At 63.9% G+C, this 14,604-nt stretch carries 12 protein-coding genes; 6 read left to right on the top strand and 6 right to left on the bottom strand.

Annotated elements, in window-relative coordinates; genetic code table 11:
• Window positions 1-91: 91 nt before the first annotated feature.
• From thiP to EOB36_RS12190, 3 genes are all read left to right on the top strand, one after another.
• Window positions 92-1,711: a thiamine/thiamine pyrophosphate ABC transporter permease gene (thiP, locus tag EOB36_RS12200; RefSeq protein ID WP_127205982.1), complete on the top strand. Its 1,620-nt coding sequence runs from the start codon at window positions 92-94 to the stop codon at window positions 1,709-1,711.
• Window positions 1,708-2,481, top strand: coding sequence for a thiamine ABC transporter ATP-binding protein (thiQ, locus tag EOB36_RS12195; RefSeq protein WP_095487367.1), 774 nt, complete (start codon window positions 1,708-1,710; stop codon window positions 2,479-2,481). Before thiP ends, thiQ begins: the two co-directional genes overlap by 4 nt.
• 299 nt (window positions 2,482-2,780) lie before the next feature.
• Window positions 2,781-4,208, top strand: coding sequence for a M48 family metalloprotease (locus EOB36_RS12190; protein WP_164897504.1), 1,428 nt, complete (start codon window positions 2,781-2,783; stop codon window positions 4,206-4,208).
• Between the two features lie 139 nt (window positions 4,209-4,347).
• Here EOB36_RS12190 and EOB36_RS12185 read toward each other — a convergent pair whose 3' ends face one another.
• Window positions 4,348-5,211, bottom strand: coding sequence for an RNA polymerase factor sigma-32 (locus tag EOB36_RS12185; RefSeq protein ID WP_095487366.1), 864 nt, complete (start codon window positions 5,209-5,211; stop codon window positions 4,348-4,350).
• 323 nt (window positions 5,212-5,534) lie between these two features.
• On the opposite strand from EOB36_RS12185, the gene EOB36_RS12180 reads away from it, so the two are divergent.
• The 3 genes from EOB36_RS12180 (at window position 5,535) to EOB36_RS12170 (ending at window position 7,925) form a co-directional block, all read left to right on the top strand.
• Window positions 5,535-6,308: an amino acid ABC transporter substrate-binding protein gene (locus EOB36_RS12180; RefSeq protein ID WP_095487677.1), complete on the top strand. Its 774-nt coding sequence runs from the start codon at window positions 5,535-5,537 to the stop codon at window positions 6,306-6,308.
• Between the two features lie 166 nt (window positions 6,309-6,474).
• Window positions 6,475-7,155: an amino acid ABC transporter permease gene (locus EOB36_RS12175; RefSeq protein WP_029348816.1), complete on the top strand. Its 681-nt coding sequence runs from the start codon at window positions 6,475-6,477 to the stop codon at window positions 7,153-7,155.
• Window positions 7,152-7,925 carry an amino acid ABC transporter ATP-binding protein gene (locus EOB36_RS12170; protein WP_095487364.1) on the top strand — a complete coding sequence of 258 codons (774 nt, stop codon included), beginning with the start codon at window positions 7,152-7,154 and terminating at the stop codon, window positions 7,923-7,925. The genes EOB36_RS12175 and EOB36_RS12170 overlap by 4 nt, the downstream gene beginning before the upstream one ends.
• Window positions 7,926-8,029: 104 nt before the next feature.
• Here the strand turns inward: EOB36_RS12170 and EOB36_RS12165 are convergent, their stop codons facing one another.
• From EOB36_RS12165 to EOB36_RS12145, 5 genes are all read right to left on the bottom strand, one after another.
• Window positions 8,030-8,611, bottom strand: a complete 582-nt coding sequence (locus tag EOB36_RS12165; protein WP_027152934.1) for a CarD family transcriptional regulator — start codon at window positions 8,609-8,611, stop codon at window positions 8,030-8,032.
• 366 nt (window positions 8,612-8,977) lie between these two features.
• Window positions 8,978-9,316: a ferredoxin FdxA gene (gene fdxA, locus EOB36_RS12160; RefSeq protein ID WP_095487362.1), complete on the bottom strand. Its 339-nt coding sequence runs from the start codon at window positions 9,314-9,316 to the stop codon at window positions 8,978-8,980.
• A 149-nt stretch (window positions 9,317-9,465) separates the two neighbouring features.
• The gene (locus EOB36_RS12155) at window positions 9,466-9,852 is read right to left on the bottom strand and encodes an RNA-binding S4 domain-containing protein (RefSeq protein ID WP_095487360.1); all 387 of its coding nucleotides are present in this window, start codon (window positions 9,850-9,852) and stop codon (window positions 9,466-9,468) included.
• A 15-nt stretch (window positions 9,853-9,867) separates the two neighbouring features.
• Complete coding sequence (locus tag EOB36_RS12150) at window positions 9,868-13,269, bottom strand: helicase-related protein (protein ID WP_128284927.1); 3,402 nt, start codon at window positions 13,267-13,269, stop codon at window positions 9,868-9,870.
• A 685-nt stretch (window positions 13,270-13,954) separates the two neighbouring features.
• A complete protein-coding gene (locus EOB36_RS12145; RefSeq protein ID WP_127288399.1) occupies window positions 13,955-14,539 on the bottom strand; it encodes a TetR family transcriptional regulator in 585 nt (194 codons plus the stop codon).
• Window positions 14,540-14,604: the final 65 nt, after the last annotated feature.

The following is a 14,604-nucleotide window of genomic DNA, read 5'->3' as shown; positions in this document are numbered from 1 at the left end:
CTCCCGCCTCGTGGGGGAGATGTCCGGCAGGACAGAGGGGGGCGCGAAGGAACGCAATCCTCGCTAAGAACCTCGAATCTGGTGGTCTAGCGTGCAACGCGCGCCATCACCCGACTCCCGCATCAACGCCGGCATTCTCGCGCTGGCGGCAATAGCATTTTTGATTGGCGGGGCGTTTGCCGGTCTTGTCGTGGAGGGCACGAGCGACCCGTCCGGCGCCGCGTCGACCTTCGATCCCTATCTCTTCCGCGTTGTCCGTTTCACGCTGTGGCAGGCACTTCTGTCGACACTGCTTTCCGTCGTGCCGGCACTGTTCGTTGCGCGGGCGCTGTCGCGGCATCCGCGCTTCTTCGGCCGTGGCTTCATCCTGCAGCTCTTCGCCGTGCCGCTGGCGCTGCCGGCCATCGTCGCCGCGCTCGGCATTCTGGCCCTCTATGGCCGTGCCGGCTATTTCGCCGGCCTGCTCAGCGCGATTGGCGGTCAGGGTTGGCCAGGCATATACGGCCTGTCCGGCATCCTCGTCGCCCACGTCTTCTTCAACCTGCCGCTGGCAACGCGGCTGTTCCTTGAAGCGCTGGGGACAGTGCCGGCCGACCAGTGGCGGCTGGCGAGCCAGCTCGGCATGGGCGCCAGACCGGCCTTCCGGCTGATCGAATGGCCGACGCTGCGGGCGGCGCTGCCGGGCGTCGCCGGGCTTGTCTTCATGCTGTGCATCACATCCTTCACCATCGTGCTCACGCTGGGCGGCGGGCCGCGCGCGACGACACTGGAGGTCGCTATCTACCAGGCGCTGCGTTTCGATTTCGATCCTGCCCGCGCGGTGACGCTGACACTGCTGCAGATCGCGCTGACCTTCGTCGTGGTGCTGGTTTTGATGCGGCTCGGCGCCAACACCGTCGGCGATGCCAACCTGTCGGTGGCACCGCGCCGGTATCTTTCGGCAAGCGTCGGCGAGACCGTGCTGAACGCAGCATTGATCGTTCTGGCATTGCTGTTCGTCGCCGGGCCGATGGCGGCCACGGTGGCGTCAGGCCTTGGCGCCGATCTTGGCCGGCTGGCGGGCGAGAGCGCTGTGCGGCAAGCGACGCTGACCAGCGCAGTGCTCGCCTTGCTGGCGGCGCTGCTTTCGGTGGCGCTGTCGCTGTCGCTCGTCATGGCACGACGGGCACTGGCCCTGAAGCGTCGCGTCGGCGCCAAGACGCTGCTCGAGCATGCCACCGATACCGGCGCCGGCTTCGTGCTCGTCGTTCCGCCCATCGTCATCGGCGCCGGCTGGTTTCTGCTCCTGCGTACCGTCAGCGACGTCTTCGCCATCGCCCCTGTCATGGTCGTCACCGTCAACGCGGTGATGGCGATGCCGTTTGCCATCCGCGCTATTCGCCCCGGCTATGATGCGGCGAGCGAACGCCACGAACGGCTCTGTTTGCTGCTTGGCGTTTCGGGCTGGAACCGGTTCCGGCTGATCGACTGGCCGTCGCTGCGGCGGCCGCTCGCCACCGGTTTCGCCTTTGCCATGGCACTGTCGCTCGGCGATCTCGGCGTCATCGCCCTGTTCGGTAGCGACTCCCTGCAGACACTGCCCTATCTCTTGCTGGCGCGCATGGGCAGCTACCGCACGATGGATGCCGCAGGCCTGTCGCTGCTGCTCGGCCTGGTCTGTCTCGCGCTTGTGCTGGCCGCGGACCGGCTGGGGCGGGGAGAAAAGACATGACGCTCAACAGCGCTGAAAACGGCACGGCTGTGCGGCTGGAAAAGGTTTCGTTCAGCCATAGTGAAGCGCCGTTTTTATTCGACGTCGCGTTCGCCGCCTCGAAGATCACTGCGATCATGGGGCCGAGCGGCTCGGGAAAATCGACGCTGCTCAATCTGGTGGCCGGCTTCGAGACGCCGCGGTCGGGCCGCGTGCTGATCAGCGGCGCCGATGTCGGCGCCAAACCGCCTTCGGCGCGGCCCGTGTCAATGGTGTTCCAGGAGAACAATCTCTTCGCCCATCTTTCGGTCGAACGAAATGTCGGCCTTGGCCGCTCGCCGTCGCTCAGGCTGGCTGAGGCCGACCACGTGGCAATCGCGGGGGCACTCAAGCGCGTCGGCCTTGCCGGCAAGGAACAGCGTCTGCCGCGCGAACTCTCGGGCGGCGAGCGGCAGCGTGTCGCACTCGCCCGCGTCCTCGTGCGCGATCGGCCGGTTCTTTTGCTCGATGAGCCGTTCGCCTCGCTCGGGCCGGCCTTGCGTGACGACATGCTCGACCTGGTAGCCGGCGTCCATGCGGAGCGGCGCATGACGGTGCTGTTCGTCACGCATCAGCCGGAAGACGCCCACCGTATCGGCCAGGACATGGTGTTCCTGGACAATGGCGCGGTTGCCGCGACTGGGGCTGTCGCCGATTTTTTCACCAAGGCTGGACCGGAAGCATTCCGGCGTTATATCGGTGCAGGTCCGTTTGGCCAAGGATCACGAGATGTTGCCCGGAAGCGGACATAATTTACGGCCAAACCGGCTTCAGGCGATGTGGCGTTTGCTTGCCTTGGTCAAAGTAGTGTGGCTAGGTCCTCCGATACTGGTCCGGCATAGACTGTGATTTGCCACTACAGTGCCGCGTGTGCTCGTGCGCGCGAAGGATGCTGTGGCAGTTTGATTTTGCGCATGATCCTTTTCTGAAAATCGATGCCCGATTTTCGGGGTCATGTGCCGAGACCCGAAAGGAAGCTGTTCTGCCGACCGGCACCGACAGAGTGAGAAGGAAACCGCTGGCGCGCTTCCTCGCGCTGGCCGGCTTTGCCATGGCGCTGGCAAGCTGCCAGATGTTCACGCCGCCGGACGTTCAGGAATCCGGCTTCCAGCCTTCCAGCAAACCGATCACAGTCGACAATGTCGCCGCCAACAGCAAGCTCGCCGAAATGGCGAAGGCGCAGCATCCGCGTATCCTCGCCACCTATGGCGGTGAATATTCCGATCCCAAGCTCGAGCGCATGGTCGCCAAGGTCGTCGGCCGCCTGACCGTGGTGTCGGCCAACCCGACCCATACCTACCGCATCACCATCCTCAATTCGCCCAACGTCAACGCTTTCGCATTGCCGGGCGGCTATCTCTACATCACGCGCGGCCTGTTGGCGCTGGCCAACGATTCGGCCGAGCTCGCCGCGGTGATCGCGCATGAGATGGGCCACGTCACTGCCAACCATGGCTTGCAGCGCCAGCAGCTTGAGGCCGAGGAGGGGTTTGCTACGAAGGTCGTCTCGGATGTGCTCGGCGACAGCCCGACCGCCAAGGCGGCACTGATCCGCGGCAAGCTGCGGCTTGCCCAGTTCTCGCGCAATCAGGAGCTGGAGGCCGACGGCATCGGCATCAAGTCGATCGGCGAGGCGGGCTTCGATCCCTTTGCCGCCGGCCGCTTCCTGCAGTCCATGTCGGCCTACACCGATTTCCGCTCGATCAGCGGCGCCACCGACGCCAGCCTCGACTTCCTGGCGACGCACCCCAACACGCCGCAGCGCATCGATCTGGCGCAGCGCCATGCCCGCCAGTTCGGCGCGCCTGGCGTCGGGACGCGCGACCGTGACCCCTTCCTCGCCGGTATAGACGGCCTGCTCTATGGCGACACGCCGGAGGAAGGCTATGTGCGTGGCGAAACCTTCCTGCATCCGGGGCTCGGCGTGTCATTCTCGGTGCCCGGCGGCTTCATCATCGACAACTCGGCCGCGGCGGTGACGGCAACCGGGCCGGGCGACATAGCGATCCGCTTCGACGGCGTTTCGATCGACAAGAGCCGCCCGCTGACCGACTACATCCGCAGCGGTTGGGTGGCTGGTCTCGACGAAAGCAGCGTGCGCCAGGAAACGATCAACGGCAACGAGGCGGCGACGGCGCATGCCAGCGCCGAGGGCTGGCAGTTCGACATCGCGGTGATCCGCGCCGGCGGTCAGGTCTACCGGCTGTTGACGGCAGCCCCCTCTGCCAGCACCTCGCTGGACGCGGTGGCGCGCTCGGTCAGCGGCTCCTTCCGTATCTTGAGCGCGGCCGAGAAAGCGGCGCTGAAGCCGCTGCATATCCGCGTCGTCACGGTGCAGCCCGGACAGACCATGGGTTCGCTCGCCGCGCAGATGGTCGGCGTCGACCGCAAGCTCGACCTGTTCAGGGTGCTCAATGCGATGTCGCCCGGTGCTGCCGTTTCGGCCGGTGATAAAGTCAAGATCATCACCGACAGGTAGGGTGTGTCGATATTCAGGTGATGCCGGCCTGCAAACGGCAGTTCCTGCGCTTCCGGTGCTCACGTACTTTAAGTACGCTCCGCTCCGGTTCTCGGAAACCACCGTTTTCGGCTCGGCCTAACCTGAATCCCGACACACCCTAGGCGGCTGTCGCCAGAAACTCGGGGTTTTGCTTCACCAGCGCTATCTTGAGCTTTTCCATGGCGCGTGCCTCGATCTGGCGGACGCGCTCCTTGGAGATGCCGAGCGCCTCGCCGAGCGCTTCGAGCGTCGCGCCCTCGTCGCTCAGCCGGCGCTCCTCAATGATCCTGAGCTCGCGGGCGTTGAGCGCGCCGAGCGCCGTTTTCAGCCAGACAGAGCGGCGTTCGACATCGATCGTGTCACCCACGACCTCGTCCGGCAGAGGATCGTCCGAAACCAGGAAATCCATCCGCTCGGTGGCGCCCGCATCGTCGGCGAGCGGCTGGTTGAGTGAGCTGTCCGGTGCCGAAAGGCGGGAATCCATCATCGCCACGTCGGCCTCGGAGACGCCGAGCGCCACTGACACCTCGCGATAGAGCGAGGTATTCGAGATCGGCTCGGCGCCGTTTGCCAAGCGGGCGCGCAGGCGCCGCAGATTAAAGAACAACGCCTTTTGCGCCGAACTGGTGCCGCCACGCACGATCGACCAGTTGCGCAGGATGTAGTCCTGCATCGAGGCGCGGATCCACCATGTCGCATAGGTCGAAAACCGTACCTCGCGCTCCGGTTCGAAGCGGGCCGCTGCCTCCAGCAGGCCAACATGGCCTTCCTGGACCAGGTCGCCGAGCGGCAGGCCATAGTGGCGGAACTTCGAGGCCATGGAAATGACCAGCCGCATATGTGCCATGGCGATTTGGTGCAGCGCCTGCTGGTCGTTGTCTTCCTTCCAGCGCAGCGCGAGAAGATGCTCCTCGTCGCGCTCGAGATAGGGGGCTTTCATCGCCGCGCGGACCATGGTTCGCCCTGCCGTATCTTCCATCATGCCACGCTCCCTGTTCCGGGCGTTGTGGTGCGACCCTGAGCTGGCATCGTGGTTGAATTGGCGACGCCGCGCCCTACAACAGCCAAGAACGTGCCACGCGGGTGAATGGTTCCGCCGCTGAGGTCGCGTGGATTGCACTGTCCGAAAGCTTGTTGCGGCGGTCGCTACGCGGTCGGTTGGCGTGACTCGATGTGGGCTTTAGAATTGGATTTCGAAATCATATCATTTTTGAAATCTTATTCCTTATTTTGCAAGCCTGCATCTGTCAGTTTCCGGCGCTCACAAATGCGCCGGACACCGGCCAAGGACGGGATCACAGAAAAATGAAATGGCTCAAATCGCTTATCGTCGCCGCAACATTGCAGGTTCTGGCCGTCACATCAGGCCATGCCGGCGCCAATCTCGATCAGATCAAGCAGGCCGGTGTCTTCAAGGTCGGCACGGAAGGCACCTATGCCCCCTTCACCTATCATGATGCCTCGGGTGCGTTGGTCGGCTTCGACGTCGAGATCGCCCAGGCGATCGCCAAGCGCCTCGGCGTCAAGGCCGAATTCCTCGAAGGCAAATGGGACGGGCTGATCGCCGGCCTAGACGCCAAGCGTTATGACGCAGTCATCAACCAGGTCGGCATCACCGAGGCGCGCAAGGCCAAGTATGATTTCTCCGATCCCTACATCGCTTCCAAGGCGGTGCTGATCGTGCGCGGCGACAATACCGACATCAAGAGCTTTGCCGACCTTAGGGGTAAGAAGGCAGCGCAGTCGCTGACCTCGAATTTCGGCAAACTCGCCGAAACGAACGGCGCCGAGCTCGTCGGCACCGACGGTTTCGACCAGTCGATCCAGCTGCTTCTTACCGGCCGCGCCGACGCCACCATCAACGACAGCCTGTCCTTCCTCGATTTCAAGAAGCACAAGCCCGACGCCGATGTGAAGATCGCCGCGCAGGAAGAAAACGCCGACTATTCCGGCGTCATCGTGCGCAAGGGCGATCCGGAACTGGTCGCCGCCATCAATCAGGCGTTGGCCGACATCAAGGCCGACGGGACCTACCAGAAAATCGCCGACACCTATTTCGGCCAGGACGTTTCGAAGTAAGCGCATTTCATGGAGCGGGCCGGGTTTGCCGGCCCGCATGGCAAGCAAGTCTCGCGGCGAGCCGTCTTTGACGGCCGCCGCTTTTCGCGTGATATGACGACCGTATGGTCGCGCCTTGATGCTGCCGGGCCGGTTTTTGGGCGGCAATCTCGCAAGGAGGGTTTTCGTGCCGCATTGGCTGCAATTGATGCTGGACTCGTTGCCGACGCTGTTGTGGGCGGCGCTTATCTTTACCGTGCCGCTGACGCTGCTGTCGTTCGCCTTCGGGCTGTTCGTTGGGCTGGTCGCGGCGCTGGTCCGGCTGTTCGGCCCGAAGCCGCTGGTCGCCGTGGTTCGCTTCTACGTCTGGATCTTCCGTGGCACGCCACTTCTGGTGCAACTCTTCCTGATCTTCTACGGCCTGCCTTCGGTCGGCATCCTGCTCGACGCTTTTTCAGCCGCGTTGATCGGCTTCACGCTCAACATCGGCGCCTATACGTCGGAAATCATCCGCGCCGTCATAGGCTCGGTGCCGAAGGGGCAGTGGGAGGCGGCCTATTCGATCGGCATGACCTGGAGCCAGGCGATGCGGCGCACCATACTGCCGCAGGCCGGCCGCGTCGCGGTGCCGCCGCTATCCAACACCTTCATCTCGCTGGTCAAGGATACATCGCTGGCCGCCGCCATCACCGTGCCGGAGATGTTCCAGGCGGCGCAGCGCATCGTCGCCACCACCTATGAGCCGCTGATCCTCTATATCGAGGCGGCGGCTCTCTATCTGGCGCTGAGCTCCGTGCTGTCGGCATTGCAGACGCGCTTGGAAAAGCGGCTCAACCGCTATGGCGGCTTCCTGGAGGCGCGCTCATGATCGGCCTCACCGACATCGAGAAGCGCTTTGGCGACAACCTCGTGCTGAAGGGCGTGACCGTCACCATCGAGGAAGGCAGCGTCACCGCCCTTGTCGGTCCCTCGGGCGGCGGGAAAAGCACGCTGCTGCGCTGCATCAACCTGCTCGAGATCCCGACTTCGGGCACGGTGCGCATCGGCGACGACGCGCTCGAATTCCAACCGGGCGGCAAAGTTCCCGGCAGGGCCATCCAGCGCCTGCGGTTGCAGACGGGCATGGTGTTCCAGAATTTCCAGCTGTTTCCGCACCGCACGGCGATCGAAAATGTCATGGAGGGGCTGGTGACGGTGCTGAAATGGCCGACGGCGAGGGCGCGCGAGCGGGCGCTCGCCCTGCTCGAAAAGGTCGGCATGGCGCACAAGGCCGATGCCTGGCCGGCGACCCTGTCAGGCGGCCAGCAGCAACGCGTGGCGATTGCCCGGGCGCTGGCGCCGTCGCCGAAGGTGCTGCTGTGCGACGAGCCGACCTCAGCGCTCGACCCGGAATTGGCGCAGGAAGTGGTCGACGTGCTCAGCCAGCTCGCCCGCGAGGGCACCACCATGGTGATGGCGACGCATGATCTGCGCCTCGCCTCCAAGATCGCGCAGGAGGTGGTGTTCCTCGACGCCGGCGCCATCGTCGAGAAAGGCCCCGCCGCTGTTCTGTTCAGCAATCCGGAGCGCCAGCGAACCAAGCGGTTCATCGCGACGCTGAGGCAGGAGGCGGAGAAGGAAGGCGGCGGCGAAGATTAATGCATGCTGCCCCAAAAGGGCGTAGCGGTTTTGGCATAACGACATGCAAAAAACAAAAAACCCGGCGCGAGGCCGGGTTTTTCTGAATTCTAAGGCGAAAGCGCTCAGGCAGCTTCTTCCTGCTCGGCTTCTTCGTTGTCGGCCTTGGCGCCGCGCTTCGGACCCTTGTTGAGGTTCACCTCGATGAGGCGCACCGCTTCGGTTTCCGACATGCGGTTGACGGCCGCGATCTCTCGCGCCATGCGGTCGAGTGCCGCCTCATAAAGCTGGCGCTCGGAATAGGACTGCTCCGGCTGGTTGTCGGCGCGGTAGAGGTCGCGCACCACTTCCGAGATCGAGATCAGGTCGCCGGAATTGATCTTGGCGTCATATTCCTGGGCGCGGCGCGACCACATGGTGCGCTTGACGCGGGCGCGGCCCTGCACAACTTTCAGCGCGCGATCGACATAATCTTCTTCCGACAGCTTGCGCATGCCGATGGAGGTCGCCTTCGCAACCGGCACCTTCAGGCGCATCTTGTCCTTCTGGAAGTCGATGACGAACAGTTCCAGCTTGTGGCCCGCAACTTCCTGCTCGTCGATCGAGACGATCTGGCCGACGCCATGCGCCGGATAGACGATGTACTCGCCGGTCTTAAAACCGTGACGCGCTGCGCTGGACTTCTTCTGCGGGGTGATAGTTGCCATTACGCCATGAACTCCTTGGTGTGGTACCGGCATTCTGCCGGCCGAACTCGCGCGATCGGGTAACCGATCGTTAGCCGCGCAACGATGAACCCACCGGAAAAGCCGAGGCCGGCAAACCGCATAATTGCGATCGCCTGCCCCAGATCACTCTGGTCCGGATTGAGAAATTCACCTTTCAGTGATTTGGGGCGTTTGCGCCATAAATCGACGTTGTGTCACCGGCATGTTTGGTTGATGTAGCACAAAAAGTCGGAAGAATCAAGGTTTTGCTGCACGCGCGAAGGCCATGCGCCATCGCCGCCTGTCAAGGCGGTTAATGTGCCGTGCCTATTACGCGGCGTTATGCTGGCTGACTCAGCGGTCTTGTCAGTCGCCTTCGCCGGGCTCGGCGGAGAAATATTTCTCGAACTTGCCGGCCTCGCCATCGAAGGATTTGGCGTCGGCCGGCGGCTCCTTCTTGGCGGTGATGTTGGGCCATTTATCAGCATATTCGGTGTTGATCTGCAGCCATTTGTCGAGACCCGGCTCGGTATCCGGCTTGATCGCGTCGGCCGGGCATTCGGGTTCGCAGACGCCACAGTCGATGCACTCGTCGGGATGGATGACGAGCATGTTCTCGCCTTCGTAGAAACAGTCGACCGGACAGACCTCGATGCAGTCCATGTATTTGCATTTTATGCAATTGTCGGTCACGACATAGGTCATCAGTCGGCTCCGGGACGTCCCGTTTTTGTTGGGCTTTTTTGGTCAGGTAACGCCTTTACCCGCTGCTTGCAAGGGCAGCCATTGCCGCGCGACACCGATGTTCCGGAATGGAATTCCAGAGGGGCGATGCGGCTAAGCCCGGTTATGCGTCAGTCGTCGTCGAACAACCGGTCGGTATCCCGGCGTTCCTTCTTGGTCGGGCGGCCGCTGCCGGCATCGCGCAGCGCGGGAATCGCATCCGGAACGGCCTCGCCTTTTGGCACCGGCGGTGGCGACATATCCTCGTAAAGCAGGCGCGCTTCCTCGGCCGGGCCGCGCCGGCTCCCCGTGCCGAGCACCTTCCAGATGAAGATGCGTCGCTCAAGAGTGATGGTCAGGACGTCGCCGACCCGAACCATATCGGAGGCCTGCGCTGCTTTGTCGCGATTGATGCGGACGCGTCCGGCCACCACCAGCTTCGCGGCAAGCGATCGCGATTTCACCGCACGCGAAAAGAACAGCCATTTGTCGATGCGCTGGCGGGCATCAGTGACCATCGGAGCGAGCGGGGCTTACTTCTTCAGCTGGTCGCGCAACGCGGCGAGCTTGGCGAATGGAGAATCCGGGTCGAAGCGCACAGGACGCTCCTCGCGAGGCTTAGGCTGGAACGCGGGCTTTCCACCTGGCGCGCCACCCTTGCCGTCCTGCCTGCCGCCCTTCCAGTCAGGCCGGCTTTCGCGACGATCGGAACGCTCGCCCTGCGGCTTGCCGTCGCGCCGCTCTCCCGCCTCGCCCTGGGGCTTGGGCTTGAATTTGCTGCGGTCGAAGCGCGGCTTGCCGGCGCCGTCGCGGCGTCCTTCATGGGTGGGCCGGCTGCCTGGAGCGCCGGCCGGTTGTCCGCCGGTGGCATCTGCGGGCGCGTCGCCACGGCCGTCGCGCGCGGCTTGCCCGTTGCGCGGGCGATTGTCCCGTGAATTGTCACGGGGCCGGTTGTCATGGTGGCGGTGGCGCGGGCGCTGGTCGAAGCGGCCCTGCCGCCACAACAGAATGGGTTTTGGTTCCTCGGCCTCTGGAACAGCCTCGCCAGTGGCGGCTTCCGCCGCCGCGGCAGGCTCGGCCGAAACTGCTTCCGTTGCAGGCGAGGTTTCGGAAGCCGGCTCTGCCGGTGCGACCTCAACCTCGGCGGCTTCGGGTTCTGCCTCTGGCTGAGCCGCTGATACCGCAGGCACTTCAGCTGCGGTTTCCGCTGCAGGCAGCTCCTCTTCCGTGACCTCAGCCGGAGTTTCCAGCTGAGGTTCCGCGACAGGCTCCGCTTCGGTTGCGGGTTCCGCGGGAACTTCGGCTGTGGCCTCTGCCGCGGTAGCCGCTTCCGATTCCGAACTCTCGGCCGGCGCCTCGGCGGCTGTGTCCGCAATCGCGGCTTCCACTGCCTTGGCCTGCTCGGCTTGTTCTTGCGCCGCCTGCTTAGCCGCGGCGGCTTCACGCGCGGCATTGTCCTGTGCCTCGAGCCGCGCCTTCACCTCGGCCACCGGCTTCGGCTCGGCGCGATAGCCGAGACCTTTCAAAATCTCTTCCATGTCGTCGGCAGTGGCGCCGAGGATCGACATCATCGGCGGCGTCACCATGAAGGACTGACCGTCATAGGCGCCCTCGGGCCGCTGACCGAGGCCCGGCTTCCAGTTGGTTGCCGGCCGAATCAGATCGGCCAGCCGTTCAAGGATGTCGACGCGCACCGCGCGACGGCCGAGATTGCGGTAGCCGGCCAGCTTGTAGAAGGTCTTGTCGAAGGTGGGATCGATGACCACCGAGGTGCGGCCGGAGGCCAGCGCGTGAACCACGTCGCCAAAGCCGGGCTTGTCCTTGCCGTCGTTCCTCAGGGCCCATAACAGCGTCACCAGTCCGGCCGGGGCCGGCTTGATCAGCGCAGGCACGAAGACGTGGTAGGCGCCGAAGCGCACGCCGAGCCGGCGAAGGGCGGCGCGGCCTTCCTGGTCGAGCGACTTCATCTCCTCGGCGATGTCGCGGCGGTTGATGAGGCCGAAATGCTCGACGAGCTGGAAGGCGATGCCGCGGCCGATGCCGGTGATCTGCTCGGCGTTCTTGAGGTCGACCAGCGGCTTCAGCAAGGACTCGATCTGAAAATTGACGAAGCGCTCGGCGCGCGCCGCGACCTTGTCGCGGGCTGGACCGGTGAGCTGCTCGTCGGCCAGCAGCACAAGGCGCGGCTTCAGCGGCTCGTCGCCTGCGACCAGCGCGCCGATCCAGCGCAGCGTGCCGTCGGAGCCGAGCGCGATGTCGCCGTTGGCCGAGGCGCCGAAGCGCTCGGCCCGCGCCTCGAATTCGGCTGCAAGCGCCTTTTGGGCTGCCGTGCGCACCGCCTTGGCGTCCTCGCCGCCGGCGCTCTGGTCGGCGGTGAAGCGGAACCCCTGCAGCTCGCCGACATGGTGGCCTTCGACGAGGACGGTTCCGGTTGGGCTAATTTCGGCTTCAGGCATGGTATTTTCTCTAAGGCGCCGCATGAGGACGGAAGTCCTGCGGTCTACGAAGCGTTTCGTCAACCGCTCATGCAGCGCATCCGACAATCTGTCTTCGATTTCGCGCGTCTTTTCCTGCCAGTGTGCCTGATCGGCCAGCCAGCCGGGCCGGTTGGAGACGAAAGTCCAGGTGCGGATCTGGGCAATCCGGTGCGACAGCGTGTCGATGTCGCCCTCGGTGGTGTCGGCACGGCGGACCTGCTCTGCCATGTAATTCTCGTCGACATGGCCATGCCTGGCAAGGTCCGTGTAGATCGAGGCGATCAGGTCGGCATGCTGGGCCGGCGCGATCTTCCTGTAGTCGGGGAGGGCACAGGCCTCCCACAGCAGCGCCACGCGCCTGGCGTCGGTGGCAAGCGCCCGGATGTCCTCGTCGCGGGACAAATGCTCGAGCGCCTGTGCATCCACTGCCGGCAGCGCACGGGTCAGGCCTTCGACCGGTGCGTTGGTCTCGATGGAGCGCTTCAGCGCATCGAGGCTGGCGAAATCGAAATGCGCGGTGCGCCATTGCAGCACCTTCACCGGGTCGAACTCATGCCCTTCGATCTTCTTGACCAGATCTTCGTCGAGCGGATCGACCTGGCCGGTGACGCCGAAGGTGCCGTCGCGCAAGTGCCGGCCAGCGCGGCCGGCGATCTGGCCGAGCTCGGCCGCCGTCAGGTTGCGATACTGGTAGCCATCGAATTTACGGTTCTGGGCGAAGGCGACATGATCGAGATCGAGGTTTAGGCCCATGCCGATCGCATCGGTGGCGATCAGGTAATCGACATCACCTGACTGGAACAGCGCCACCTGCGCGTTGCGAGTGCGCGGCGATAGCGCGCCGAGCACGACGGCCGCACCGCCCTGCTGGCGGCGGATCAGTTCGGCGATGGCGTAGACCTCGTCGGCGGAAAAGGCGACGATCGCCGTGCGCCGCGGCAGGCGGGTCAGCTTCTTCGAGCCGGCATAGGCGAGATGCGACAGCCGTGGCCGAGTCACCACCGACACGCCCTTCAGCAGACGCTGGAGGATGCCGTGCATGGTGGCCGCGCCCAGCAGCAGCGTCTCCTGACGGCCGCGCAGATGCAGGATGCGGTCGGTGAAGATGTGGCCGCGCTCGAGATCGCCGGCCAGCTGGACCTCGTCGATGGCGACGAAGGCGGCGTCGGTCTGGCGCGGCATAGCTTCCACCGTGCAGACCGAATATCTGGCGCCGTCGGGCTGGATCTTCTCCTCGCCGGTGATGAGCGCCACCTTGTGAGCGCCGACCTTCTCGCAGACGCGTGTATAAACCTCGCGAGCGAGCAGCCTGAGCGGCAGGCCGATAATGCCGCTTTCATGCGCCACCATGCGCTCGATGGCGAGATGGGTCTTACCGGTATTGGTCGGCCCGAGCACGGCAGTCACGTCGCGGCCCGACAGGATCAGCGGCTCAGTGTGTTTCGACTGGATGTTCATCGACCTGGAAATAAGGCTCTCTGCCTCGCGTTGTCGGGAGCGCGCCCCATGGTGGCGCGTGTGACAAGCGACACATAGGGATTTCGGGCGCGAAGCGAAAGCGGAATGTTCCAACGGCAGCTCGAAGGCTCCCGTCTGGTGTTGTCAACCGGTCCTGATTTAACAGTTGGAACGAGTCTGGAACGAATCAGCTACGAATCGCTGACTCTTGCTGATTCAGGTTTTGTTCACGGCTATATCTGGGTTTTTTGCCGGCGAGTCTCACCACATGCTGAATCGCTGAACTGGCCCGATTCATGCAGGGCGGACGTCGTCGTTAACATTTGCCGGTGAACGATCGGCGCAGGCCGGCAGGCGTCACCCAACATTATGAAATTATTGATCTTTCCTAACGCGCCTTAACGGTTCGAGGGGTGTTTTCAGCCTTTGTCGTTAACCTTCCGGTCAAAGCCGGAACGAAACGGCGACGAATCAGCGCTGGCGGAAGTTTCCCCGTTTGTTCACCCCAACATGTTGTGTTGTGAACAGGTTTTCCACCGAGAATCCACAGGCGGGAACAGGGTTTTGCACAGGCTGCGCGACCGCCGTTAACCTTTGCGTGCCGCTTCGGCACAAATCGGCCTCCCGCAATCGGTCGGCAGCAGTCGTTGCAGGACCAGACTCGGCCACCCGCTGAACGGCAGGTTCAAGATACGTCCTCTCCCACGACATAGCGCTGCAAAGTAGGGCCGATGTTCTGGATGATCTCGTCGTGGGACAGGGCGACGACGGGCGGAAGCCGCAGCAGGTATCGGCACATCGCCAAACCCAGCAACTGGCTCGAAACGAGCCCCGCCCGTCGGCCGGCGTCGGCGGGGTCGGCGACCGCCGCGACCACCGGCCTCACCTGGTTGCCAAATACGTCGCGCAACTTTTCGGCAGCGAATTCGTTCGACGTCGCCGAACGCAGCAGAATGGCCATGCCAGGACCGCTGGCCGGGCTCTCCCAGATTTCGAGAAAACGCCTGATCAACGTTTCGCCGACGGCGTTTCGGTCGAGCACCCGCAGTGCCGGCAATTGCAAGTCGATTACCGCCGCCCTGGCGAACAGCTCGTCCTTGCTGCGGAAATAGCGGATCACCATGGCCGGATCGATCGAGGCATGCGCGGCGACGTCGCGGATGGAGGCGCCGTCGTAGCCGTGCTCGGCGAACAGAAGCCTCGCGGCCTTAAGGATTTGGGCGCGCGTGCGGTCCGACTTGCTGGGTTTCTTCGGCTGATTCTCGGTCATGAAAATTCATATGCCAACGACCGTTGACAAATGCAATAGGTCCAACTAGAAAGTCAACGATCGTT

The organism is Mesorhizobium sp. M6A.T.Cr.TU.017.01.1.1, from assembly GCF_004023115.1.
Classification (GTDB): Bacteria; Pseudomonadota; Alphaproteobacteria; order Rhizobiales; family Rhizobiaceae; genus Mesorhizobium; species Mesorhizobium mediterraneum.
This window is presented reverse-complemented; position numbering and strand designations above follow the sequence as displayed.

Excerpts from the sequence above, each read along its gene's own strand:
- thiQ (WP_095487367.1), top strand. The coding sequence starts at position 1,708 with ATGACGCTCAACAGCGCTGAAAACGGCACGGCTGTGCGGCTGGAAAAG.
- EOB36_RS12190 (WP_164897504.1), top strand. The coding sequence starts at position 2,781 with ATGGCGCTGGCAAGCTGCCAGATGTTCACGCCGCCGGACGTTCAGGAA.
- EOB36_RS12185 (WP_095487366.1), bottom strand. The coding sequence starts at position 5,211 with ATGATGGAAGATACGGCAGGGCGAACCATGGTCCGCGCGGCGATGAAA.
- EOB36_RS12180 (WP_095487677.1), top strand. The coding sequence starts at position 5,535 with ATGAAATGGCTCAAATCGCTTATCGTCGCCGCAACATTGCAGGTTCTG.
- EOB36_RS12170 (WP_095487364.1), top strand. The coding sequence starts at position 7,152 with ATGATCGGCCTCACCGACATCGAGAAGCGCTTTGGCGACAACCTCGTG.
- EOB36_RS12165 (WP_027152934.1), bottom strand. The coding sequence starts at position 8,611 with ATGGCAACTATCACCCCGCAGAAGAAGTCCAGCGCAGCGCGTCACGGT.
- fdxA (WP_095487362.1), bottom strand. The coding sequence starts at position 9,316 with ATGACCTATGTCGTGACCGACAATTGCATAAAATGCAAATACATGGAC.
- EOB36_RS12155 (WP_095487360.1), bottom strand. The coding sequence starts at position 9,852 with ATGGTCACTGATGCCCGCCAGCGCATCGACAAATGGCTGTTCTTTTCG.
- EOB36_RS12150 (WP_128284927.1), bottom strand. The coding sequence starts at position 13,269 with ATGAACATCCAGTCGAAACACACTGAGCCGCTGATCCTGTCGGGCCGC.
- EOB36_RS12145 (WP_127288399.1), bottom strand. The coding sequence starts at position 14,539 with ATGACCGAGAATCAGCCGAAGAAACCCAGCAAGTCGGACCGCACGCGC.